This window comes from Variovorax sp. Varisp53 (assembly GCF_059491555.1).
Window position 1 is genome coordinate 4,626,510 of the sequence record NZ_CP168512.1, and the last position, 21,553, is coordinate 4,648,062.

22 protein-coding genes are annotated in these 21,553 nt (G+C 68.0%); 15 read left to right on the forward strand and 7 right to left on the reverse strand.

Annotation, left to right across the window (positions count from 1 at the left end):
- Genes cyoB through trhA form a run of 7 tightly spaced genes read left to right on the forward strand, consistent with a single transcriptional unit; the run spans position 1 to position 6,494 of the window.
- Positions 1-2,004 (forward strand): cytochrome o ubiquinol oxidase subunit I, encoded by a 2,004-nt coding sequence (cyoB, locus tag ACEOAB_RS21595; protein ID WP_056593802.1) that lies wholly within the window; start codon positions 1-3, stop codon positions 2,002-2,004.
- Positions 1,997-2,659, forward strand: a complete 663-nt coding sequence (gene cyoC / locus ACEOAB_RS21600; RefSeq protein WP_056594488.1) for a cytochrome o ubiquinol oxidase subunit III — start codon at positions 1,997-1,999, stop codon at positions 2,657-2,659. Before cyoB ends, cyoC begins: the two co-directional genes overlap by 8 nt.
- Entirely contained in the window at positions 2,656-3,060 is a 405-nt protein-coding gene (gene cyoD / locus ACEOAB_RS21605; protein ID WP_007839253.1) for a cytochrome o ubiquinol oxidase subunit IV, read from the forward strand. The genes cyoC and cyoD overlap by 4 nt, the downstream gene beginning before the upstream one ends.
- Positions 3,060-3,863, forward strand: a complete 804-nt coding sequence (locus tag ACEOAB_RS21610; protein WP_495653104.1) for an SURF1 family protein — start codon at positions 3,060-3,062, stop codon at positions 3,861-3,863. The genes cyoD and ACEOAB_RS21610 overlap by 1 nt, the downstream gene beginning before the upstream one ends.
- Positions 3,847-5,244 carry an ATP-binding protein gene (locus tag ACEOAB_RS21615; protein WP_413750832.1) on the forward strand — a complete coding sequence of 466 codons (1,398 nt, stop codon included), beginning with the start codon at positions 3,847-3,849 and terminating at the stop codon, positions 5,242-5,244. The genes ACEOAB_RS21610 and ACEOAB_RS21615 overlap by 17 nt, the downstream gene beginning before the upstream one ends.
- Complete coding sequence (locus tag ACEOAB_RS21620) at positions 5,225-5,770, forward strand: response regulator transcription factor (RefSeq protein WP_413750833.1); 546 nt, start codon at positions 5,225-5,227, stop codon at positions 5,768-5,770. The genes ACEOAB_RS21615 and ACEOAB_RS21620 overlap by 20 nt, the downstream gene beginning before the upstream one ends.
- A 37-nt stretch (positions 5,771-5,807) precedes the next feature.
- The gene (trhA, locus tag ACEOAB_RS21625; protein WP_413750834.1) at positions 5,808-6,494 is read left to right on the forward strand and encodes a PAQR family membrane homeostasis protein TrhA; all 687 of its coding nucleotides are present in this window, start codon (positions 5,808-5,810) and stop codon (positions 6,492-6,494) included.
- Positions 6,495-6,501: 7 nt separating this feature from the next.
- Here the strand turns inward: trhA and ACEOAB_RS21630 are convergent, their stop codons facing one another.
- Positions 6,502-6,726, reverse strand: a complete 225-nt coding sequence (locus ACEOAB_RS21630) for a SlyX family protein (protein WP_056593815.1) — start codon at positions 6,724-6,726, stop codon at positions 6,502-6,504.
- Positions 6,727-6,829: 103 nt separating this feature from the next.
- Between ACEOAB_RS21630 and ACEOAB_RS21635 the strand changes: the two genes are divergently transcribed.
- Together ACEOAB_RS21635 and ACEOAB_RS21640 are read left to right on the forward strand one after the other, a co-directional pair.
- Positions 6,830-7,111: a type II toxin-antitoxin system Phd/YefM family antitoxin gene (locus ACEOAB_RS21635; protein WP_056593818.1), complete on the forward strand. Its 282-nt coding sequence runs from the start codon at positions 6,830-6,832 to the stop codon at positions 7,109-7,111.
- A complete protein-coding gene (locus ACEOAB_RS21640) occupies positions 7,108-7,431 on the forward strand; it encodes a type II toxin-antitoxin system RelE/ParE family toxin (protein ID WP_056593821.1) in 324 nt (107 codons plus the stop codon). The genes ACEOAB_RS21635 and ACEOAB_RS21640 overlap by 4 nt, the downstream gene beginning before the upstream one ends.
- An 18-nt stretch (positions 7,432-7,449) precedes the next feature.
- Here the strand turns inward: ACEOAB_RS21640 and ACEOAB_RS21645 are convergent, their stop codons facing one another.
- Positions 7,450-8,934, reverse strand: coding sequence for an AAA family ATPase (locus ACEOAB_RS21645; RefSeq protein ID WP_413750835.1), 1,485 nt, complete (start codon positions 8,932-8,934; stop codon positions 7,450-7,452).
- A gap of 89 nt (positions 8,935-9,023) precedes the next feature.
- A complete protein-coding gene (locus tag ACEOAB_RS21650; RefSeq protein ID WP_495653105.1) occupies positions 9,024-11,540 on the reverse strand; it encodes an ABC transporter permease in 2,517 nt (838 codons plus the stop codon).
- 204 nt (positions 11,541-11,744) lie between these two features.
- Here ACEOAB_RS21650 and ACEOAB_RS21655 point away from each other — a divergent pair, with 204 nt between their 5' ends.
- Positions 11,745-11,972, forward strand: coding sequence for a hypothetical protein (locus tag ACEOAB_RS21655; protein ID WP_495653106.1), 228 nt, complete (start codon positions 11,745-11,747; stop codon positions 11,970-11,972).
- An 80-nt stretch (positions 11,973-12,052) separates the two neighbouring features.
- Here ACEOAB_RS21655 and selD read toward each other — a convergent pair whose 3' ends face one another.
- Positions 12,053-13,120 carry a selenide, water dikinase SelD gene (gene selD / locus ACEOAB_RS21660; RefSeq protein WP_413750982.1) on the reverse strand — a complete coding sequence of 356 codons (1,068 nt, stop codon included), beginning with the start codon at positions 13,118-13,120 and terminating at the stop codon, positions 12,053-12,055.
- Positions 13,121-13,203: 83 nt separating this feature from the next.
- Here selD and ACEOAB_RS21665 point away from each other — a divergent pair, with 83 nt between their 5' ends.
- The 5 genes from ACEOAB_RS21665 (at position 13,204) to mnmH (ending at position 17,918) form a co-directional block, all read left to right on the forward strand.
- Positions 13,204-14,064, forward strand: coding sequence for a putative selenate ABC transporter substrate-binding protein (locus ACEOAB_RS21665; protein ID WP_413750983.1), 861 nt, complete (start codon positions 13,204-13,206; stop codon positions 14,062-14,064).
- Positions 14,065-14,104: 40 nt separating this feature from the next.
- Positions 14,105-14,920: a phosphonate ABC transporter ATP-binding protein gene (locus ACEOAB_RS21670; RefSeq protein WP_056593838.1), complete on the forward strand. Its 816-nt coding sequence runs from the start codon at positions 14,105-14,107 to the stop codon at positions 14,918-14,920.
- On the forward strand, positions 14,917-15,747 hold the full coding sequence (locus tag ACEOAB_RS21675) for a PhnE/PtxC family ABC transporter permease (RefSeq protein ID WP_413750984.1): 831 nt from the start codon (positions 14,917-14,919) through the stop codon (positions 15,745-15,747). Before ACEOAB_RS21670 ends, ACEOAB_RS21675 begins: the two co-directional genes overlap by 4 nt.
- Positions 15,744-16,544 carry a phosphonate ABC transporter, permease protein PhnE gene (phnE, locus tag ACEOAB_RS21680; RefSeq protein ID WP_413750985.1) on the forward strand — a complete coding sequence of 267 codons (801 nt, stop codon included), beginning with the start codon at positions 15,744-15,746 and terminating at the stop codon, positions 16,542-16,544. The genes ACEOAB_RS21675 and phnE overlap by 4 nt, the downstream gene beginning before the upstream one ends.
- A gap of 303 nt (positions 16,545-16,847) precedes the next feature.
- Positions 16,848-17,918: a tRNA 2-selenouridine(34) synthase MnmH gene (gene mnmH, locus ACEOAB_RS21685; RefSeq protein WP_413750734.1), complete on the forward strand. Its 1,071-nt coding sequence runs from the start codon at positions 16,848-16,850 to the stop codon at positions 17,916-17,918.
- Here mnmH and fdhD read toward each other — a convergent pair.
- Genes fdhD through ACEOAB_RS21700 form a run of 3 tightly spaced genes read right to left on the reverse strand, consistent with a single transcriptional unit; the run spans position 17,852 to position 21,457 of the window.
- Complete coding sequence (gene fdhD, locus ACEOAB_RS21690) at positions 17,852-18,778, reverse strand: formate dehydrogenase accessory sulfurtransferase FdhD (protein ID WP_413750733.1); 927 nt, start codon at positions 18,776-18,778, stop codon at positions 17,852-17,854. The two genes, mnmH and fdhD, sit on opposite strands and share 67 nt — an antisense overlap.
- Before the next feature lie 31 nt (positions 18,779-18,809).
- Positions 18,810-19,100, reverse strand: a complete 291-nt coding sequence (locus ACEOAB_RS21695) for a hypothetical protein (RefSeq protein ID WP_413750732.1) — start codon at positions 19,098-19,100, stop codon at positions 18,810-18,812.
- On the reverse strand, positions 19,097-21,457 hold the full coding sequence (locus ACEOAB_RS21700) for an FdhF/YdeP family oxidoreductase (protein WP_413750731.1): 2,361 nt from the start codon (positions 21,455-21,457) through the stop codon (positions 19,097-19,099). Before ACEOAB_RS21700 ends, ACEOAB_RS21695 begins: the two co-directional genes overlap by 4 nt.
- Positions 21,458-21,553 lie beyond the last annotated feature (96 nt).

The following is a 21,553-nucleotide window of genomic DNA, read 5'->3' on the forward strand; positions in this document are numbered from 1 at the left end:
ATGTTGCAGAACCTAGACCTGACGAAGCTCGTCTTCGGCCGCCTCTCCTGGGAGGCGATTCCCTTCCACGAACCCATCCTGCTCGCGACCTTCGCCGGCGTGGTGCTGGGCGGCATCGCCGTGCTGGGCGCACTGACCTACTTCAAGCTGTGGGGCATGCTGTGGCGCGACTGGATCACCAGCATCGACCACAAGAAGATCGGCATCATGTACATCATCCTGGGCCTGGTGATGCTGCTGCGCGGCTTCGCCGACGCCCTGATGATGCGGGCCCAGCAGGCCATGGCCTTCGGCGACAACGCCGGCTTCCTGCCGCCGCACCACTACGACCAGGTCTTCACCGCCCACGGCGTGATCATGATCTTCTTCGTGGCGATGCCGCTGGTCACGGGCCTCATGAACTTCGTGGTGCCGCTGCAGATCGGCGCGCGCGACGTGGCCTTCCCGTTCCTGAACAACTTCAGCTTCTGGATGACCACCTTCGGCGCCGGCCTCGTAATGGCGTCGCTGTTCGTCGGTGAGTTCGCCAAGACGGGCTGGCTGGCCTACCCGCCGCTGTCGGGCATCCTCTTCAGCCCCGACGTGGGGGTGGACTACTACATATGGTCATTGCAGATAGCGGGGGTGGGCACGTTGCTGTCCGGCGTGAACCTGCTGGCGACCATCGTGAAGATGCGCGCGCCCGGCATGACCATGATGAAGATGCCCGTCTTCACCTGGACCGCCCTGTGCACCAACGTGCTGATCGTCGCCGCCTTCCCGGTGCTGACCGCCGTGCTGGCCCTGCTGTCGCTCGACCGCTACGTCGGCACCAACTTCTTCACGAACGACCTCGGCGGCAACGCCATGATGTACGTGAACCTGATCTGGATCTGGGGCCACCCCGAGGTGTACATCCTGATCCTGCCGGCCTTCGGCATCTTCTCGGAAGTGGTCTCGACCTTCTCCGGCAAGCGCCTGTTCGGCTACGCCTCGATGGTGTACGCCACGGTCGTGATCACGATCCTGTCGTACCTCGTGTGGCTGCACCACTTCTTCACCATGGGCTCGGGCGCCAGCGTGAACTCGTTCTTCGGCATCACGACGATGATCATCTCGATCCCGACGGGCGCGAAGATCTTCAACTGGCTCTTCACCATGTACCGCGGCCGCATCCGCTTCGAACTGCCCATGATGTGGACCATCGGCTTCATGATCACCTTCGTGATCGGCGGCATGACCGGCGTGCTGCTGGCCGTTCCCCCGGCCGACTTCGTGCTGCACAACAGCCTGTTCCTGATCGCCCACTTCCACAACGTGATCATCGGCGGCGTGCTGTTCGGCATGCTCGCAGGCATCACCTACTGGTTCCCGAAGGCCTTCGGCTACAAGCTCGATCCGTTCTGGGGCAAGTGCTCGTTCTGGTTCTGGATCGTCGGCTTCTGGTTCGCCTTCATGCCGCTGTACATCCTGGGCCTGATGGGCGTCACGCGCCGCATGAACCACTTCCAGGACATGTCGCTGCAGATCTGGTTCCAGGTCGCCGCCTTCGGCGCCGTGCTGATCGCGCTGGGCATCGGCTCGTTCATCATCCAGCTGGTGGTGAGCTACATCCGCCGCGAGTCGCTGCGCGACACCACGGGCGACCCGTGGAACGGCCGCACGCTGGAGTGGTCGACCTCGTCGCCGCCGCCGGCCTACAACTTCGCGTTCACGCCGCGCATCCATGACAACGACGCCTGGTCCGACATGAAGGCCCGCGGCTACGAGCGTCCGGTGGAAGGCTTCAGCCCGATCCACATGCCCAAGAACACGGCCGCCGGCTTCATCATCGCCGCGCTGGCGGCGGTGTGCGGCTTCGCGCTGATCTGGCAGATGTGGCTCGTGGCCGGCATCGGCTTCTTCTCCATGCTCGCCGCCGTGATCATCCATACCTTCAACTACAAGCGCGACTACCACATCCCGGCGGATGAAGTCGTTCGCACCGAAGACGCGCGCACGCGCCTGCTGGCCGCCCATGCTTAACAGTACCGCCCTCCCCTCCAGCCACGCGAACACCGTGGGCAACGCCTCGAGCGTGCCCACCTTCGAGGTGTTCAACGTCCGCAACGAAGACCACCACCCCGAGAACGGCACGCTGCTCGGGTTCTGGCTCTACCTGATGAGCGACTGCCTGGTCTTCGCCTGCCTGTTCGCGGTGTATGGCGTGCTGGGCCGCAGCTACGCAGCCGGCCCCTCGGGCGCCGACCTGTTCGACCTGCCGCTGGTGGCGATCAACACCTCGCTGCTGCTGTTCTCGTCCATCACCTACGGCTTCGCTGTGCTCCAGATGCAGCAGCGCCGCATGGGCGGCGTGCTGGTCTGGCTGGCCATCACCGGCCTGCTGGGCGCGGGCTTCATCGGCCTGGAGCTGTACGAGTTCGCGCACCTGATCCACGAAGGCGCCGGCCCGCAGCGCAGCGCCTTCCTGTCGTCGTTCTTCGCGCTGGTGGGCACCCACGGGCTGCACGTGACCTTCGGCATCGTCTGGCTCATTGTGCTGATGATCCAGCTGCCCAAGCACGGCTTCACCGCCGCCAACCGCCGCCGCCTGATGTGCCTGTCGATGTTCTGGCACTTCCTGGACGTGGTCTGGATCGGCGTCTTCACCTTCGTGTACCTGATGGGATCGCTGCAATGAGCGCGCATATCGAAACCGCCGGCCATGGCGCCCATGGCCATGACGACCACGGCCACGACGACGGCCCGGTGAGCCACAGCACCTTCAAGGGCTACATGACCGGCTTCGTGCTGGCCGTGATCCTCACCGCCATTCCGTTCTGGATCGTGATGGGCAAGGTCTTCGACAAGCCCGGCACCACCGCGCTGGTCATCCTGGCCTTTGCCGTGGTGCAGATCGTGGTGCACATGGTGTACTTCCTGCACATGGACGCCAAGTCCGAAGGCGGCTGGAACATGCTGGCGCTGATCTTCACGCTGGTGCTCGTGGTCATCACGCTGGCCGGTTCGCTGTGGGTCATGTACCACATGAACACCAACATGATGCCGCACTCGATGCACGACATGAAGAACATGCCCTGATGGCGCAGCAGGCCGCGTGCCAGCGCTCCGATACCTCGCGGGTGGCGCGGGTAGCGCTGGCGGTCTGCGCCGCACTCGCCTTTGCCGGCTTCTTCGCGCTCGGCACCTGGCAGGTCGAGCGCAGGGCCTGGAAGCTCGATCTCATCGCCCGCGTCGACCAGCGCGTGCATGCCCCGGCCGCCACGGCTCCAGGGCGAACCGAATGGCCCACGGTCAACGCGGCCAACGACGAATACCGGCATGTCCGCCTCGCCGGCACCTTCCTCCACGACAAGGAAACGCTGGTGCAGGCCAGCACGAAGCTCGGCGCGGGCTTCTGGGTGCTGACCCCGCTGCGCACGACCGAAGGCACCGTGGTGCTGGTCAATCGCGGCTTCGTGCCACCCGAGGCGCGCGAGCGCCCGGCCCGCACCGCGCCCGAGCCGCAGGGCGAAACCACCGTCGCCGGCCTGTTGCGCCTGACCGAGCCCAAGGGCGGCTTCCTGCGCAAGAACGATCCGGCTAGCAACCGCTGGTTCTCGCGCGACGTGCAGGCCATCGCCGCGGCGCGCGGCCTGAACGACGTCGCGCCCTACTTCGTCGATGCCGAGGCGCCCCCCGCGCAAGCCATGGCCAACGCCGACACCCCCGCGTGGCCCGCTGCCGGCCTCACGGTCATCGCCTTCCCCAACAGCCATCTCGTCTATGCCCTGACCTGGTATGGCCTGGCGCTGATGGTGCTGATCGCCGCCTGGTTCGTGCGGCGCAGCGAAAATGCGGCCCATGCCGACACCCGCCCCGCCGAAGATGCCCGCCGCGATTGAGGCGATCGCAGGGGAGCTGCACGCCCCCCGCGCCGGTGTCGCGAGCCTCGACAACGCCACCGGCCACCAGAACATGCAGCAGCTGATCCAGCTGCGCTGGTTCGCCGTGGTCGGGCAGGTAGTCACCATCCTGGTGGTGCACTACGGCTTCGCGATCCGCCTGCCGCTGGACCACATGCTGCAGGTGCTGGCCTGCCTGGCGCTCTTCAACATGGTCAGCCTGCTGCGCTCGCGCAACCACCGGCGCGTGGCGAACGGCGAGCTGTTCCTCGCGCTGCTGGTCGACGTGGCCACGCTCACCGCGCAGCTCTACCTGAGCGGCGGCGCCACCAACCCCTTCGTGTTTTTGTTCCTGCTGCAGGTGACGCTGGGCGCGGTGCTGCTGAAGCCATGGTCGACCTGGACCATCGTGGTCATCACCAGCATCTGCTTCGCCGGGCTGGCGCTGTTCTCGCGCCCGCTCGCGCTGCCGCTGGACCACGACCGCGGCCTCTGGAGCCCCTTCGTCCAGGGCATGCTGGTGTGCTTCGCGCTGAACGCGGCGCTGCTCGTGATCTTCATCACCCGCATCAGCCGCAACCTGCGCGCGCGCGACGCGCGGCTGGCCGACCTGCGCCAGCGCGCCTCGGAGGAAGAACACATCGTGCGCATGGGCCTGCTGGCCTCGGGCGCGGCGCACGAGCTGGGCACACCGCTGGCGACGCTGGCCGTGATCCTCGGCGACTGGCGCCGGCTGCCGCACTTCAGCTCCGACCCCGAGCTGCTGACCGAGGTGGCCGAGATGGAGCTGCAGATCCAGCGCTGCAAGAGCATCGTGAGCGGCATCCTGCTGTCGGCCGGCGAGGCGCGCGGCGAGTCTTCCGAGGAAACCACCGTCAGCACCTTCCTCGACGACCTGATCGAAGAGTGGCGCACCACCCGCCCGGTGGAAGATTTCGAATACGACAACCGCTTCGGCCGCGACCTGCCCATGGTCTCGGACTCGGCGCTGAAGCAGATGATCTGCAACGTGCTCGACAATGCGCTGGAGGCGTCGCCGCACTGGCTGCGCCTCGAGGCGGCGCATGACGCCGACGCGCTGACGATCACGGTCACCGACGCGGGCCCCGGCTTCCTGCCGGCCATCCTGAAGGAGTTCGGGAAGCCCTACCAGTCGAGCAAGGGACGCCCCGGCGGCGGGCTGGGGCTGTTCCTGGTCGTCAACGTGGCGCGCACCGTGGGCGGCCGCGTCGCGGCGGCCAACCGGCCCGAGGGCGGCGCGATCGTGACGATCACGCTGCCGCTCGCGGCCATCGTGCTGGAAGAAGAGGAAGCAGAGGACGAAGAAGTCCTCGCCGGCGAGACCATCGAAACGGAAGGCCATGACCGAAACCGGAGCTGAGCGCCAGTTGCTGATCGTCGAGGACGACGACGCCTTCGCGCGCACGCTCGGCCGCTCCTTCGAGCGGCGCGGCTATGCCGTGGCGCTCGCCAGCAACCTCGCAGACGTCGAGGCGCTGCTCGCCACCTCATCGCCGGGCTACGCGGTGGTCGATCTCAAGCTCAACGGCGAGGCCTCGGGCCTGGCCTGCGTGCAGATGCTGCACCGGCACAACCCCAAGATGCTGATCGTGGTGCTGACGGGCTTCGCCAGCATCGCCACCGCGGTGGAAGCAATCAAGCTCGGCGCCTGCCACTATCTTGCCAAGCCGTCGAACACCGACGACATCGAGGCCGCCTTCGGCCGCGCCACCGGCACCACCGAGGTGGAGTTGACCAACCGCTCCACCTCGATCAAGACGCTTGAATGGGAGCGCATCCACGAGACGCTGGCCGAAACCGGCTTCAACATCTCGGAGACCGCGCGCAGGCTCGGCATGCACCGGCGCACGCTGGCGCGCAAGCTGGGCAAGCAGCAGGTCAAGTAGCCGAGCAGCCCAACCATCCAACTCGCATGAGGTCCCGATGACAGCCCTTTCCCGGACGCAAACTTCGCCACGCACCTCCGCCCTGGCGGCACGCAACCAGACGGCGATGGAGGAGCTCTTCAACGCCCTGAGCCACGGCCTGGGCCTGGCGCTGGCCATCGCCGCGCTGCCCATCCTGGTCTACAGCGCGGCGCAGAAGGGGCAGGCCGCGGGCATAGTCGGCGCCTGCCTGTTCGCGGGCACGGCCATCGTGCTGTACCTGATCTCCACGCTGTACCACGCACTGCCCATGGGTCGCGCCAAGGCCTGGTTCAACCGGCTGGACCACGCGGCCATCTACCTGTTCATCGCGGGCAGCTACATGCCCTTCGTGTTCGGCGTGCTGCGCGGTCCGCTGGGGTGGACCCTGTTCGGCGCCATCTGCGCGGCGGCCGTGCTGGGCGTGAGCGCCAAGCTGTTCAACCGGCTCCAGCATCCACTGTGGTCGACCGGGCTCTATGTGGCAATGGGGTGGATGGCGCTGATGGCGGCGGTGCCGCTGTACGAGCGCATGTCGCCGGCGGGGCTGGGCTGGCTCGTGGCCGGCGGGCTCTTCTATACGGCTGGGGCCGTGGTCTTCTTGTTTGACAACAAGGTGCGCTTCGCCCATTCGGTGTGGCACCTGTTCGTGCTGGCCGGCAGCACCTGCCATTTCTTCGCCGTGCTCTGGCACTCGCACGGCTGACCTGCCTTCAATAGTGCGGCGGCAGCTCGTCGCGCGGGTTGCGCGCCGAGCCATCCTGCGCCACGTTCTGGCTCTGCTCCCGGAGCTGGGTGACTTGCAGGATCAGCCGGTCGATCTGCTGCTGCTGGCGGTAGATCGTCATGTTCAACTGGTCGAGCAGGTCTTCGGCGTAGCTCGACTTGATTTCGAGTTCGGTCAGGCGTTCCGCAAGGTCGTGGGGTGGGTTTTCCATGGCGCTATTGGACAGGAAGAGCGTACAAAGCTCCGGCGCGATGAGTCGGACTGAATTCGGACCATAATGAGTCCGATCGACAACGGCACCGGGATGACGCGCCATGAATCTTTCAACTCAAGTCAAGCCCATCAGCTATCTCAAGAGCCACGCCGCGGACATCGTGAAGACTCTCTCCGATACCCGCGAACCCTTGCTCATTACCCAGAATGGTGAAGCCAAGCTCGTCGTGATGGACGTTCGCTCCTACGAAGAGCAAGAAGCCACGCTCGCGCTTCTCAAGGTCCTGGCACTCGGCAACAGGGAAATCGAACAGGGCCAGTTCCGGTCCGCAACGGACGTATTTGCCGATCTGGACCAAGAAGACGCAGCAGACGCGCAATGAAAGTTGTGTTCCTGCGCTCCGCAGAAACCGACCTGAAGGACCTGAGGCGCTACGTAATCAAGAATTTCGGCACGGAGGCCTGGGCGTCCAGCTACGGGAAGATCAGGAAGTCCGTCGCGATGATCGAAGCACATCCGCAGGCAGGCCGGATTCCCGAAGAGCTCGAAAACCTGAACGCGGCCCAATACCGGCAAGTCATCGCGGGCATGAATCGCATCATTTACGAAGTGAGAGCAGACACTGCCTACATCCACGTCGTCTGCGATACACGAAGAGATTTGAAAGGCCTGCTCATGCGACGCTTGGTCGCAGGCGCTTGAGCAGGCGGCCGGTGCCTGTTAGGCAGCCTCTTCATTCATGGTGCTGGCCGGCGCTTCGGAGCGTTCGACGCGCGCCTCCTGCGGCGGCGCCTTCGCGGGCTCGCTCCGCATCCGGCCCAGCGCCAGTGCGGCCTGCAGCGGAAACAACGTTCGCGCATCCCCCTGCGCGGTGTTGCTCACCGTCGTGCCGGTGGCTTCGTCCAGGCTGGCCGTGCGCACCGCGTCGAGCCGGTGCACGGGCACCATGAACGGCGAGTGCGTGGTGTAGACGATCTGGTTGCCGAAGTCCTTCTCGAAATGCGCGAGCAGATCCGCCTGCGAATGGGCATGCAGGTGCAGGCCCGGCTCGTCCAGCAGCAGGATCGCGTCTTCCGCACGGCCGCCCCGGGTGTCGGCGAAGAACGCGATGTAGAACGAGAAGAACCACTGGAAGCCGCGGCTGCGCTCCTCCAGGTTCACTTCGACTTCGTAGGCGCCGTTCGGGTCCGACACCAGCGTGTCGAGATACTGCCCGTCGAGGTTGAAGCGCACCTTCAGCGCCCGGTCTTTCCACAGGCGGCGGATCTCGGCGGTCACCACCGAGCCGGCGCGGTTGACGAGCTGGTTGCGCGTGGCCTGGTCGTTCTTCTCCAGCAGGGCCTGCAGCTGCCGCAGGTCGAGCCCCGCGACCTTGCACAGCCTGCCGAAGCTCTGCTGCTCGGGCGTGAGCTGGCCCCAGCCCTCGCGCCCCAGGTACTCGGCGATGTTCTGGCGGCCGGGCAGCGTCGGGTATTCGTCGACGTAGATGAAGCGCGGCAGCTTCTCGAGCACCCAGGCCTGCGCGCGGGCGAGCGCGGGCGCGTCGTTGGCGATGGACAGGGCCATGTCCTCGAGCTCGGCCAGCATCTGCTCCTGCTTGTCGCTGAGTTCGGCGCGCGCCACGGCCAGCGCCTTGCGCAAGGCCTGCGCCGCCTGCACCGCGCCAGCCGACCACTTGATGTAGTCGGGGCTCATGATCATCGCGGCGTCGAAGGTGTCGGCCTCCTGCTCCAGCGTCGCCTTCGCTTCCTCGGCGACCTTCTCGGCGGCGGCCTTGACGGCCGGCACGATCTTGCGGACCTTGCCCTTGATGTCGCTCACGTCGAGCGACAGCGCACTGAGCCCTTCGAGCCCGGCCCGGCGCACGGTGGCATAGCCGCGGGCCGCCGTGACGTAGCGCACGCCTGACGCGCGCGGGAGGATCCCGGCCAGTTCAGCCTGCTCGCTTTCGTCGAGGCGCCAGCGCGTGAAGACGACCGGCGTATCGCCAGTGCACTCCTCAAGCCGCCGGTGGCGCGGAAAGTCCTTGATGGGGCTGAGTTCGGCCAGGCCCTCTGCCGGGTTCAGGCTGTGGAGTGCGCGCAGCAGGTTCGATTTGCCGCTGTCATTCCGTCCGAGGATCGCCGTGATCTGCTGTGTGGAATCGATGAGGCCGCTGTCGTTGATCGAGCGAAAGTTGGTGATCTGGAATGACGCCAAGCGCATGTAGAAAGCTTCTTCTGAATTGAATACGGGGCCGGGGAATGTATTGCATTCCCCGGCCCCGTCCGGCCCGCATCCGAAGAAAAAGTTTGCTACTCGGCAGCGCGGCGCAGCGTGTCGACCACCGGGCGGCGCAGCACGTCGCGCAGGCCCCACCATCCGGCTCCCAGCGCGAGCACCGCGCCGGCCAGCGCACCGGCCACCGGCACGATGGGCGAGGCCCTCCACGTGAACTCGAACACATAGCGCGCCAGCGCCCAGCCGATCGCCGAGGCCACGATGCTCGCAAGAAAACCCGCGAGCAGCCCGACACCCGCCAGCTCTGCGCGCTGCACCTGCCGCAGCAGGCTGGCGCGCGCGCCCACCGCGCGCATCACCGCGAACTCGCGCGCGCGCTCCTCGCGCGTGGCCGTGACAGCCGCGAACAGCACCACCAGCCCGGCCGCGAGCGTGAAGCCGAACAGGAATTCGACCGCGCGGATCACCTGGTCGAGCACGCGCTGCACCTGGTTGATGGTGGCGCTCATGTCCACGTTGGTGACGTTCGGATAGCTGCGCACCAGCGCGTTGTCGAAGCCTCGCGTCTCGGGCGCGCGGAAGGCGCCCATGTAGGTGGTGGGCACGTCGGCCAGCGAAGCCACCGTGTACATGACGAAGAAGTTGGCATGCATCGAACCCCAGTCGACCTTGCGCAGCGAGGTGATCCGCGCCTCGCTCTGCATGCCGCCGATGTCGAAGCGCAGCGAGTCGCCGAGCTTCAGGCCCAGCGTCTCGGCCAGGCCCTCTTCCACGCTCACCTCGCCGGTCGCGTCGGGCGTCCACCTGCCGGCCGTGATGCTGTTGTGCGCGGGCGCGGCCACGCTGTTGCTGAGGTTGAACTCGCGGTCCACCAGCCGCTTGGCGCGGTCCTCGGCGTAGTCGTCGGGCGACACCGGCTTGTCGTTGATGGCCACGAGGCGGCCGCGGATCATGGGATACCAGTCGAACTTGCGCACGCCCGCGTCGCGCAGCGACTTCTGGAAGGCGTCGCTCTGGTCAGGCATGACGTTGATGACGAAGCGGTTCGGCGCGTCGGGCGGCGTGGCCTGGCGCCAGCTCGCGACGAGGTCGGTGCGCAGCAGCACCAGCAGCACCAGCGCCAGCAGCCCCACCGACAGCGCACTGACCTGCACCACCGCATACGCCGGCCGCGCCGAGATCTGCCGCGTGGCCAGCACCAGCCAGCGCGGCGCGGTGGTTTCGTTGACGCTGCGGCGCAGCACCTTCACAGCGAGCCAGCTCAGCAGCGCGAACACGGCCACCGCGCCCGCGAAGCCGCCGACGGCAATGAGGCCCAGCTTGATGTCGCTGCTCGCCGCCATCAGCAGCGCCGCGAATCCCGCGACGCCGACACCCAGCACCGCGAGCGAAGCGGGCTTGAGGCCGCCCACGTCGCGCCGGATCACGCGCAGCGGCGGCACGCGGGCCAGCTGCAGCACCGGCGGCAGGCCGAAGGCGAACAACAGCGTGAGCCCCATGCCCAGCCCGAAGGCCACCGGCCACGCTGTGGCCGCGGGCAGCGCGGTTTCGACCAACCCGGCCAGCAGCAGCACGAAAACGTAGTGCACCGCGAAGCCGATCGCCACGCCCAGCGCGCTGGCCACGATGCCGATCACCGCGAACTCGAAGGCATAGGCGACGGCGATGGTGCGCTGGCTCTGGCCCAGCACGCGCAGCATCGCGCAGTCGTCGAGGTGGCTGGCCGCAAAGCCGCGCGCGGCCAGCGCCACGGCCACGGCCGACAACAGCGCGGCGAGCAGCGCGACCAGGCTCAGGAATTTCTCGGCGCGATCCAGCGTCTGGCGCATCTCGGGCCGGCCGCTCTCGAAGGAATCGAGCCGCACGCCGCGCAGCTCGCCCTTCTTGATGGTGGCGTCGGCCCAGTCGGAAAAGCGCTTCACCGCCGCGTCGCTGCCCGCCACCGCATAGCGGTAGCCGACGCGGCTGGCCGGCTGCACGAGTGCGGTGCGCGCGACGTCGGCCTGGTTGATCATCACGCGCGGCGAGAAGCTCATGAAGCCGGCGCCGCGGTCGGGTTCCAGCGTGATGACGCGGCCGACGCGCAGGCCGGCATCGCCGAGCAGCAGCGTGTCGCCGACCTTGAGCGCGAGCGCGTCGAGCAGCGAGGCATCGACCCACACCTCGCCCGGCAGTGGGATGTCTCGCGTGGCCTTGCCAGGGCCTTCGAGGGTGGCCGAGGTCAAAAGGCTGCCGCGCAGCGGATAACCCGCGGCCACGGCCTTGAGCGCCACCAGCTTGCTGGCGCCGCCCTGCGCGTCTTCGGCCCGGGCCATGGTCGGAAAGCCGTAGGTGCCGGAACCTTCCAGGCCGAGCGCCCTGGCCTGCGCCACGAAGGCCGCGGGGGTCGGGTTGTCGCTGACGATCACCGCATCGCCGCCCAGCAACTGGCGCGCATCGCGCTTCAGCCCACCCTGCAGCCGGTCGGCGAAGAAGCCGACGGCCGTGAGCGCAGCCACGGCCAGCAGCACGGCGACGATCAACAGGCGCAACTCGCCGGCGCGCAGGTCGCGCCAGAGCGTGCGCCAACCCAGGCGAAGGGAGGCATTCATGGCGCGAACGATAGCCGACAGTCGGGGGCACGGCCGGCTCCAAGGGTTATTGCGCCCTTGCGCCCCTTGATCCCGACAGGATGCTGCCGCATGATGCGGCAAACACGCCCCGTTCTGTCGCAAACCGGGCATTCGGCGAGCGACGGACGAGGCAAGAAAAACAGCCTGTTTGTTTGTCGGACCATCCTTTCTCAAGGAGTGTCTATGCCACGATGCCAGCGCTTGCAGATCGTCGGCCTGTGCCTGGTTGCAGGTGTGCTGGCCAGTGCCTGCGATCCCAAACCCCCCGCACCGAAGGTGACCGGCGCGAGCCCGGCGGGCATCAGGCCCGCCGACTCCGGTGTCGGCGGCATGAGCGGCCCGAATGGCGGCAGTTCCTCCGGCGGCGCGGCACCCGCGCCGAGCGGCGGCGACGCTGCGGCGCCCAAGTAGCGCCGGCCGCCAGATCCGGTTATCGAGCGCCGCTTGCCCCACCCCTGCCCCCCCGGAAGGGGAGGGAGAAATGCCGGGGCCTACGAAATCACGCGCAACGAGGGTTCGCCAGCCTCCACACGGCCTATGACTGCCGCTCGCGCAAAGCCTTCGTCGCGGAAGATCTTCAGCACTGCATCGACCGCTTCCGGCGCACAGCTCACGAGCAGGCCGCCCGATGTCTGCGGATCGCTCAGCAAGTTCTGCGCAGTGGCCGGCAGGCCGGCTGCGAGTTCGACCTCGGTGCCATAGCCCGCCCAGTTGCGCCCCGAGGCGCCAGTCACGAATCCCGCGCCAGCCATCGCCACCACGTTGTCGAGCAACGGCACCTTCGACCACTCGACCACTGCCGTCAGCTTCGCGCCTCGCGCCAGTTCGAGCGTGTGGCCCGCCAGCCCGAAGCCCGTGACGTCGGTCAGTGCGTGCACGCCGTCGAGCGCCGACAGCGCGATGCCCGGCGTGTTGAGCTTCGTCGTGTTCTCGATCAGCTGGCGGTAGCCCGTCTCGGAGAGCTGCTCCTTCTTGAGCGCGGCCGACAACACGCCCACGCCCAGCGGCTTGCCCAGCACCAGCACGTCGCCCGCCTTCGCATCGGCGTTGCGCCGCACGCGATCCGGGTGCACCAGCCCCATTGCGACGAGGCCGTAGATCGGCTCGACCGAATCGATGGTGTGGCCGCCCGCGATCGGGATGCCGGCCGCGCGGCACACGTCCTGCCCGCCGCGCACGATCTCCGCGATGACTTCCACCGGCAGCTGGTTGATCGGCATGGCCACCAGGGCCAGCGCCATGATCGGCCGGCCGCCCATCGCGTACACGTCGCTGATGGCGTTGGTCGCGGCGATGCGGCCGAACTCGTAGGGGTCGTCCACGATGGGCATGAAGAAGTCGGTGGTCGCGATCAGTGCCTGCTGGTCGTTGAGCCTGTAGACGGCCGCGTCGTCGGCGGTCTCGATGCCCACCATGAGTTCGGGCGGAATCATGCCGCCGGCGTGGTTCTTCAGGATCTGCGACAGCACGCCGGGCGCGATCTTGCAGCCGCAGCCGCCACCATGCGAAAAGCTCGTGAGGCGCAAGGGCGCGAGCGGGTTCATGAGCGTTGGGTTCATGGGCCGATTATCGAAGCGGCCCCGCTTTCTACAATCCCGTCCTTACCTTTCCCGCACCCGCTGCACGTTTTCGAGGCACATCCATGAAGAAGACAACTCTCACCCAGCTGGCGCTCGCGCTCGCCGTTTCCGTCGCCAGCTTCGGCGCGCTCGCCCAGGGCGTGCTGCGCGTCTCGGCCATTCCCGACGAGGCGCCCACCGAGCTGCAGCGCAAGTTCACGCCGCTGGGCGACTACCTCAAGAAGGAAACCGGCATGGACGTGCAGTTCACGCCCGTGACCGACTACGCCGCAGTGGTCGAAGGCCTGGCCACCAACAAGATCGACCTGGCCTGGCTCGGCGGCTTCACCTTCGTGCAGGCGCGCATCCGCACCAACGGCGGCGCGGTGCCGATCGTGCAGCGCGCGGAAGACGAGGTGTTCACCAGCAAGTTCATCGTGCCGGTGGACAGCACCGCGAAGACCCTGGCAGACCTGAAGGGCAAGACCTTCGCCTTCGGCGCGCCCTCGTCGACCTCGGGCAGCCTGATGCCGCGCTACTTCCTGCTGCAGGCCGGCATCAACCCCGAGAAGGACTTCAAGACCGTCGCGTTCTCGGGCGCGCACGACGCCACCGTGGCCTTCGTGGCCGCGTCGCGCGCCGAAGCGGGCGTGCTCAACGCGTCGGTGTGGGACAAGCTGGTCGAATCGAAGAACCCCAATGCCGCCAAGGTGCGCGTGCTGGCGACCACGCCGACCTACTACGACTACAACTGGACGGTGCGCCCGGGCATGGACGCCACGCTGCAGAAGAAGCTGACCGACGCGTTCCTGAAGCTCGATCCGGCGAACCCCGCGCACAAGGAAATCATGGCGCTGCAGCGCGCGAGCAAGTTCATCCCGACGAAGGCGTCGAACTACGACGGGATCGAGACGGCGGGGAAGTCGGCGGGTTTGATCAAGTGAGTTTGTGGAAGGCGGGGGCGCCCCCCGAAAGCCCCACAGCGTGAGCTTCTCCCTCGATGCCATCGGCGTGGTCCACGCCAACGGCCAGCGCGCGTTGGTCGGAGTGACGCTCGCCGCGCAGGACGGCGAACGCATCGCCGTCATCGGCCCTTCGGGCGCCGGCAAGACCACGCTGCTGCGCGTACTCGGTGCGGCGCTGCGGCCGACGGAGGGCGCAGTGCAGGCATTGGGCGCACAGCCCTGGCAGTTGCCGGCCGCAGCGCTGAAGAAGCTGCGCACCCGCATCGGCACCGTGCACCAGGCGCCGCCGATCGCGCCGCGCCTGCGCGTGGTCACCGCGGTGCTCGCGGGCCGGCTCGGCGAATGGTCCACGCTGCGCGCGCTGGGCTCGCTGTTCTATCCGTCGGACATTGCCGGCGCACACGAAGCGCTGTCGCGGCTGGCCATGGAAGACCGCCTGTTCGACCGCTGCGACCGCCTCTCGGGCGGGCAGCTGCAGCGCGTCGGCATCGCGCGCGCCCTGTACCAGCGCCCCGCCCTGCTGCTGGCCGATGAACCCGTGTCCGCGCTCGACCCCACGCTGGCCGATGCCGCCGTCGGCCAGCTCGTTGCGCAAAGCGAATCGACAGGGGCCACGCTGGTGGCCTCGCTGCATGCGGTGGACCTGGCGCTGCGCTGGTTCCCGCGCATCGTCGGCATGCGCAACGGGCAGGTGATGTTCGACCTGCCTGCCACGCAGGTCACGGCCGCGATGCTCGACGCGCTGTATGCGAGCGAAGGCGGCATCGCCACGCAGCGGCCGCTGCCGGCGGGCGCTGCGATGGAGGCGGCCTTCCACCGGCCGGACTGCCCTTGACCTCGAACGCCATCGCGCAGCGCGACCCGCATGCGGCGCGCCGGCTGGCCGGATGGCTCGCCGCGCTCGTCATCGCGTGGCCGATGCTGGCGCTGTCGGAGTTCAAGCCGTGGGCACTGTTCGGCAGCGGCAACCTCGCCGTCATCGGCGGATTCCTGGCGGGCTTCTTTCCGCCCGAAGGCTCGCCCGCATTCCTCGCGATGCTCTTCAAGGCCACGCTCGAAACGCTGGCCATGGCCACGGCCGGCACCGCACTGGCGCTGCTGATCGGTGCGCCGCTCGGCTTCGTGACGACGCGCGCGCTTTCGATCTCGCGCATCGGCCCCGGGCCCGGCCGCGTGCAGGCGGGCATCGTGCGGCAGGCCGCGCGCTGGCTGCTGATGGTGCTGCGCGCCATTCCGGAAATCGTCTGGGCGCTGCTGTTCGTGCGCGCGCTCGGGCTCGGCCCGGCCTCGGGCGTGCTGGCGCTGGCCATCACCTACGGCGGCATGCTGGGCAAGGTCTACGCGGAGATCCTCGAATCGACCGACACGCGCCCCGCGCGCGCCCTGCTCGAAAGCGGCAGCGGCCGGGTCGTGGCGCTGTGCTACGGCCTGCTGCCGAACACAGCGCAGGAACTGGCTTCGTACACCGTCTACCGCTGGGAATGCGCCGTGCGCGCCTCGGTGGTGATGGGCTTCGTGGGCGCTGGCGGGCTGGGGCAGCTGATGGACCAGTCGATGAAGATGCTCAACGGCGGCGAGGCCAGCAGCATCCTGCTGGTGTTCCTCGCGCTGGTGCTGCTGGCCGACCTGCTGAGCAATGCGTTGCGGAGGCTGCTGGCATGACCGCGCCGCTGCCCCCGCGCCCGCCGCCGTGCTGGCGCTGCCGCATCGCGCTGCTGCTGATCGGCGCGGCGGTGGTCGCGAGCTTTGTCTACCTGGGCATCGACTACCGCGCGCTCGGCTCGTCGGAGTCGCTCCGGCTCATGGGCAAGTTCATCGCCGAGTTCTTCCCGCCCGACCACTCGCCGGACTTCCTCGCCAAGGTGGGCAACGGTGCCTTGCAGACGCTGGCGGTGTCGGCCCTAGGCACGGTGCTGGCGGCCATTGCGGGAGCGGTGCTTGCGCTGCCTGCATCGGGCCGCACCGGCTGGCTGCCAAGCCACGTGGCGCGCTTCGTCCTGAACTTCCTGCGCAGCGTGCCCGAACTCGTGTGGGCCGCGCTGATGGTGCTGGCCGCGGGCATCGGCCCATTCGCCGGCGCGCTGGCCCTGTCGCTGCACACCACGGGTGTGCTGGGCCGCCTGTTCGCCGAAGCACTGGAAAACGCGCCGCGCGAGCCCGAGCATGCGCTGACGCTCTCGGGCGCCAACGCGGTCACCGCCTTCAGCTACGCCAGCCTGCCCATCGTGCTGCCGCAATGGGTGGCCTACACGCTCTACCGATGGGAGATGAACATCCGCATGGCGGCCGTGCTGGGCTTCGTGGGCGGCGGCGGGCTGGGGCAGCTGCTGTACTTTCACCTGTCGATCTTCCAGCAGCAGCAGGCGATGACGGTGCTCATCGCGATGTTCGTGCTGGTCACCTTTGTCGACCTTGCCAGCGCTCGGTTGCGCAAGGGACTGGGGCCTGCTTACGCTTGATGTGCTCCCGGTCAGGGGTGCGATCACGCCGACGGGGTACCTTGCTCCGCGAATGTCCCCCGGCCTGCGGCCTCCTCCTTTATTTCGCTGCGCAAGGCACCCCGCCGGCGTGATCGTTCAGAGCACTGATTGATCGGCCGCAAACCAGCAGCGTGCCCTCGTGCACAGGACACCGGGTGCTCCCCGCAGCGAAATAAAGGAGGAGCCCGAAGGGCGGGGGACATTCGCGGAGGGGAGCACCCGGTGGCCTGTGCAAGCGCCCCGAACAGCAAGACCGACAATCGACACCATGAGGTTCCAGCCATGAGTCACCGCCAGCCCGTACGAGTCGCCGACCGCCACGCCTTCGACACGCTGATCGACGCCCGCTCGCCGGCCGAGTTCGCGCTCGACCACATTCCCGGCGCCATCAACTGCCCCGTGCTCGACGACGAGGAGCGCCACATCGTCGGCACCGTCTATGTGCAGACCGGCGCCTTCGAGGCCCGGCGCATCGGCGGAGCGATGGTCGCGGCCAACATCGCCAGGCACCTGCGCGAGACGCTGGCCGACCGGCCCGAGAACTGGAAGCCGCTGGTCTACTGTTGGCGTGGCGGCATGCGCAGCGGCTCGATGGTCACGTGGCTTCGTCTCGTCGGCTGGGACGCACAGCAACTCGCGGGCGGCTACAAGAGTTTTCGCCGCCACGTGATCTCGCAAATCGACACACTAACGCCCAAGCTCGACCTGCGCGTGATCTGCGGCGCCACCGGCAGCGCCAAGACCCGCGTGCTGCATGCGCTGGCCGCGCGCGGTGCGCAGGTGCTCGACCTCGAAGATTTCGCCAGCCACAAGGGCTCGCTGCTGGGTTCGCTGCCGGGCGTACCGCAGCCGTCGCAAAAGCATTTCGAGACGCGCATCGCGGCCGTGCTCGAAACCATCGACCTGTCGCGCCCGCTGTACGTCGAGGGCGAGAGCATCCGCATCGGGCGGCTGTCGCTGCCGTTGTCGCTGGTGGCGCAGATGCGCGCGGCGCCGTGCATCGAGGTGTCCGCCACGCCCGAGGCACGCCTGGCCTACCTGCTGCGCGACTACGCCTACCTGGGCGACGACCGCAACGCGCTGGCCGACAAGCTCGGCGTGCTGAAGGAACTGCAGGGCAAGGAAACGGTGGCGCGCTGGCAGCAGTGGGCACACGAGGCCGACCTGCCGCACCTGTTCGCGGAACTGATGGCGCTGCACTACGACCCGCACTACCAGAAATCGCAGGAGCTGCACTTCCGCGCCTGGGCGCAGCGCCAGCGCGTGGCGGCGCCCGACCTGTCGGATCAGGGCATCGAGGCGGTGGCCGATGCGGTGCTGGCGCTCGGCGAACCCGCGAGCCCGTCGGCATAGAGCACGCCGCGCGGTGCGCGGCACAGGCCCCAGAAACGCAGACCGCTGAGCTCGGCCATGCGCACGCCCATCGAGGTCGGCGCAGAGATGGTCGCCATCGCCGCAATGCCCAGGCGCGCGCACTTGCGCACAAGCTCGTGGCTGCCGCGGCTGGACATCAGCACGAAACCCGGCTCCTCGAGGCGGCCCGCCAGCGCGAGCTTGCCGAGCAGCTTGTCGAGCGCGTTGTGGCGGCCGACGTCTTCCATCAGGTCGGTGAGTTCACCGCCGACCGTGGCCCACGCGGCAGCGTGGATCGCGCCGGCTTCGGCGTTGAGGATCTGGCGCGGCGGCATGGCGGCGAAGGCGCGCAGCACGGTGGCCAGATCGATGCGCTCGATCCAGTCGCGCTGCGGCACGCGCTGCGGCGTGAGGTCCAGCCCCGCGAAACTCTCGACACCGCACACGCCGCAGCCGGTACGGCCCGCGAGGCTGCGGCGGCGGTCTTTCAGGCGCTCGAAGCTGCGCGTGGAAATCTCGAGCTGCACCTCGATGCCGGGCATGCCTTCGGGCAGCCCCGCGTCGGTGGCATCGACCGTGCGCACCTCGATGCCGCGGCAATCGGCCGCGGTGTCGAGGATGCCTTCGCTCAGTGCGAAGCCGAGCGCGAAGGCTTCGAGGTCTTGCGGCGTGGCCATCATCACCGCGTGCGAGACGCCGTTGAACACCAGCGCCACCGGCACTTCGGCCGCCAGCGTGTCGTCGCGCACCACGCCTTCGGGCGCAACGCCGCGCTCACCGAAGACATGCACGGCATGCCGCGAGAGCGGCGGCAGGGTGTCTTCGGGATCGGCGAGATTGGCGAGGTCTGGCTTCGACATGGTGGCTCCGGGTGGGCCTGCCATTGTCTGCTCAGTCGCGGTTTTCGTCCGCAAGGGGCGGCAGCGTTTGCACCTGGGCCCGTCCGGGCGCCTGGAGGTGTGCCACCCAGCGGTCGTCGTGCTGCACCACGCGCACCCAGCCGGGGCCGCGCACGCCGCCAATGGCCGCATCGCCCATCAGCGTGAGCCGGCGCATCAGCACGCTCGCGCCCTGCCCGAGCCGCTTGCCCAGGCGCGGCAGCGAGACGCCAGCGTCGTCCGGCGCCTGCGCGAGCATGCGCAGGATCGCCACGGACAGGCTGTCTTCGAGCAATGCGCTCATTCGAGCGCCTCCGCAGCGGCCTCGTCCTCCGCCAGTTTCTGGATCGGCAGTTCGTGCGGCACCAGCACCACGGGAATGGACTTGGAAGTCGGCGTGCCCGCGTTCTCCGCCACCGACGACAGCGGCACCAGCGGGTTCGTTTCGGGGTAGTACGCCGCGAGGTTGCCGCGCGGGATGTCGTAGGCCACCAGCCTGAAGCGGTCGGCGCGGCGCTCCTGGCCGTCGTTCCACACCGTCTGCAGATCGACCCAGTCGCCGTCCTTCATGCCCAGCGCCCGAATGTCCTCGGCGTTGATGAAGACCACGCGACGCTGGCCGAACACGCCGCGGTAGCGGTCGTCCATTCCGTAGATGGTGGTGTTGTACTGGTCGTGCGAACGCGTGGTCAGCAGCGTGAAGACGATGGTGTCGCCCTTCTTCGCAAAGCGCGCGCGGGCGCGGTGCGAATGGGTGTCCAGCGGCACGGCGTGCGTGAAGAACACGGCCTTCTTCGATGCGGTGTTCCACACCCGCTCGCTCGCGGTGTTGCGCAGGCGGAAGCCGCCGGGGTGCGCGACACGCGCGTTGAAATCCTTGAAGTCGTCGAACACGGCTTCGATCTTGTCGCGGATGCGCGCGTAGTCTTCGATCAGCGACAGCCACGGCGTGCCGCTGCGCGCGCCGAGGGTGGCCGCGGCGAGCCGTGCCACGATGGCCGGCTCGGACAGCAGGTGCTCCGATGCGGGCGGGTTGATGCCCATCGAGATGTGCACCATGCTCATCGAGTCTTCCACCGTCACGCCCTGGGGGCCGCCGGCCTGCATGTCGATCTCGGTGCGTCCCAGGCACGGCAGGATCAGCGCCTCGCGCCCGTGGATCACGTGGCTGCGGTTGAGCTTGGTGGTCACGTGCACCGTGAGATCGCACTTCTGCAGGCCCTTCCAGGTCTGGTAGGTGTCGGGCGTGGCCGCCGCGAAGTTGCCGCCGAGCGCGAAGAACACCTTGCCCTTGCCCTCGAGCATGAGCTGTATGGCCTCGACCGTGTCGACGCCATTGCGGCGCGGCGGCTCGAAACCGAACACCTGCTGCAGCCGGTCGAGCAGCGCGGCAGGCGGCTTTTCCCAGATGCCCATGGTGCGGTCGCCCTGCACGTTGCTGTGGCCGCGCACCGGGCAGGCGCCCGCGCCTTCGCGCCCCATGTGGCCGCACAGCATGAGCCAGTTGCCGATCATCTGGATGGTGGCCACCGAATGCTGGTGCTGCGTGATGCCCATGCCCCAGCAGGCGATGACCCTCTTCGCACCCAGGTACACGTCGGCCGCGGCGCGGATCTGCGCTTCGCTCAGGCCCGACTCCTGCACCAGGATGTCCCACGACTCGGCACGCAGGTCGGCCGCCAGCGCTTCGAAGCCGGTGGTGTGCGTGGCGATGAATTCATGGTCGAGCACCGGAGGCTCGCCGCGCGCCATGGCTTCGTCCTCGCGCTCGATGACGTGCTTCATCATCCCCTTGACGGCGGCGAAGTCTCCGCCCACGCGCAGCTGGAAGTAGTGCGTGCTGATGGGCGTGGAGCCCATGGTGGCCATCTCGAGCTTGTCCTGCGGATCGGCAAAGCGCTCCAGCCCGCGCTCGCGCAGCGGGTTGAAGCTCACGATGCGCGCGCCGCGCTTCGAGGCCGCGCGCAGCTCGCCGAGCATGCGCGGATGGTTGGTGCCGGGGTTCTGGCCGAAGATGAAGATCGCGTCGGCCTTCTCGAAGTCATCGAGCGTGACCGTGCCCTTGCCCACGCCGAACTGCGGGCGCATGCCGCTGCCGCTGGGCTCGTGGCACATGTTCGAGCAGTCGGGAAAATTGTTGGTGCCGTACTCGCGCACGAACAGCTGGTAGAGAAAGGCGGCCTCGTTGCTCGCGCGGCCCGAGGTATAGAAGATGGCCTGGTCCGGGTCGGGCAGCGCGTTCAGGTGCTTCGCAATGCGCGCGAAGGCGTCGTCCCATTCGATCGGCACGTACTTGTCGCTGGCCGCGTCGTAGGCCATCGGGTGCGTGAGGCGGCCCTGGTCTTCGAGCCAGAAATCGCTCTGCTCGGCCAGTTGCGCCACGGTGTGCTTTGCAAAGAGTTCCGGGCCGGCACGCCGCGCGGTGGCTTCGGCGGCCACGGCCTTGACGCCGTTCTCGCAGAACTCGAACGTGGAGGCATGGTTGCGGTCGGGCCATGCGCAGCCGGGGCAGTCGAAACCGTCGGGCTGGTTGGCCGAGAGCAGCGTCTTCGCGCCCTTGATGGGAATGTCCTGCCGCAGCAGCGCGTTGGTCACGCTGCGCAACGCGCCCCAACCGCCCGCGGGGCCCTTGTAAAACTCGATCTTCTGCTCACTGCTCATGGCAGCGAGTGTTCGCCGTGGGCCTTCAGAGCGTCAAATTGAATCGGGACATGCGGTGATTCAAAAAGGAAATGAAGGGCACCGCCGCAGCGGCAT

Excerpts from the sequence above, each read along its gene's own strand:
- cyoB (WP_056593802.1), top strand. The coding sequence starts at position 1 with ATGTTGCAGAACCTAGACCTGACGAAGCTCGTCTTCGGCCGCCTCTCC.
- cyoC (WP_056594488.1), top strand. The coding sequence starts at position 1,997 with ATGCTTAACAGTACCGCCCTCCCCTCCAGCCACGCGAACACCGTGGGC.
- cyoD (WP_007839253.1), top strand. The coding sequence starts at position 2,656 with ATGAGCGCGCATATCGAAACCGCCGGCCATGGCGCCCATGGCCATGAC.
- ACEOAB_RS21610 (WP_495653104.1), top strand. The coding sequence starts at position 3,060 with ATGGCGCAGCAGGCCGCGTGCCAGCGCTCCGATACCTCGCGGGTGGCG.
- ACEOAB_RS21615 (WP_413750832.1), top strand. The coding sequence starts at position 3,847 with ATGCCCGCCGCGATTGAGGCGATCGCAGGGGAGCTGCACGCCCCCCGC.
- ACEOAB_RS21620 (WP_413750833.1), top strand. The coding sequence starts at position 5,225 with ATGACCGAAACCGGAGCTGAGCGCCAGTTGCTGATCGTCGAGGACGAC.
- trhA (WP_413750834.1), top strand. The coding sequence starts at position 5,808 with ATGACAGCCCTTTCCCGGACGCAAACTTCGCCACGCACCTCCGCCCTG.
- ACEOAB_RS21630 (WP_056593815.1), bottom strand. The coding sequence starts at position 6,726 with ATGGAAAACCCACCCCACGACCTTGCGGAACGCCTGACCGAACTCGAA.
- ACEOAB_RS21635 (WP_056593818.1), top strand. The coding sequence starts at position 6,830 with ATGAATCTTTCAACTCAAGTCAAGCCCATCAGCTATCTCAAGAGCCAC.
- ACEOAB_RS21640 (WP_056593821.1), top strand. The coding sequence starts at position 7,108 with ATGAAAGTTGTGTTCCTGCGCTCCGCAGAAACCGACCTGAAGGACCTG.
- ACEOAB_RS21645 (WP_413750835.1), bottom strand. The coding sequence starts at position 8,934 with ATGCGCTTGGCGTCATTCCAGATCACCAACTTTCGCTCGATCAACGAC.
- ACEOAB_RS21650 (WP_495653105.1), bottom strand. The coding sequence starts at position 11,540 with ATGAATGCCTCCCTTCGCCTGGGTTGGCGCACGCTCTGGCGCGACCTG.
- ACEOAB_RS21655 (WP_495653106.1), top strand. The coding sequence starts at position 11,745 with ATGCCACGATGCCAGCGCTTGCAGATCGTCGGCCTGTGCCTGGTTGCA.
- selD (WP_413750982.1), bottom strand. The coding sequence starts at position 13,120 with ATGAACCCAACGCTCATGAACCCGCTCGCGCCCTTGCGCCTCACGAGC.
- ACEOAB_RS21665 (WP_413750983.1), top strand. The coding sequence starts at position 13,204 with ATGAAGAAGACAACTCTCACCCAGCTGGCGCTCGCGCTCGCCGTTTCC.
- phnE (WP_413750985.1), top strand. The coding sequence starts at position 15,744 with ATGACCGCGCCGCTGCCCCCGCGCCCGCCGCCGTGCTGGCGCTGCCGC.
- mnmH (WP_413750734.1), top strand. The coding sequence starts at position 16,848 with ATGAGTCACCGCCAGCCCGTACGAGTCGCCGACCGCCACGCCTTCGAC.
- fdhD (WP_413750733.1), bottom strand. The coding sequence starts at position 18,778 with ATGTCGAAGCCAGACCTCGCCAATCTCGCCGATCCCGAAGACACCCTG.
- ACEOAB_RS21695 (WP_413750732.1), bottom strand. The coding sequence starts at position 19,100 with ATGAGCGCATTGCTCGAAGACAGCCTGTCCGTGGCGATCCTGCGCATG.
- ACEOAB_RS21700 (WP_413750731.1), bottom strand. The coding sequence starts at position 21,457 with ATGAGCAGTGAGCAGAAGATCGAGTTTTACAAGGGCCCCGCGGGCGGT.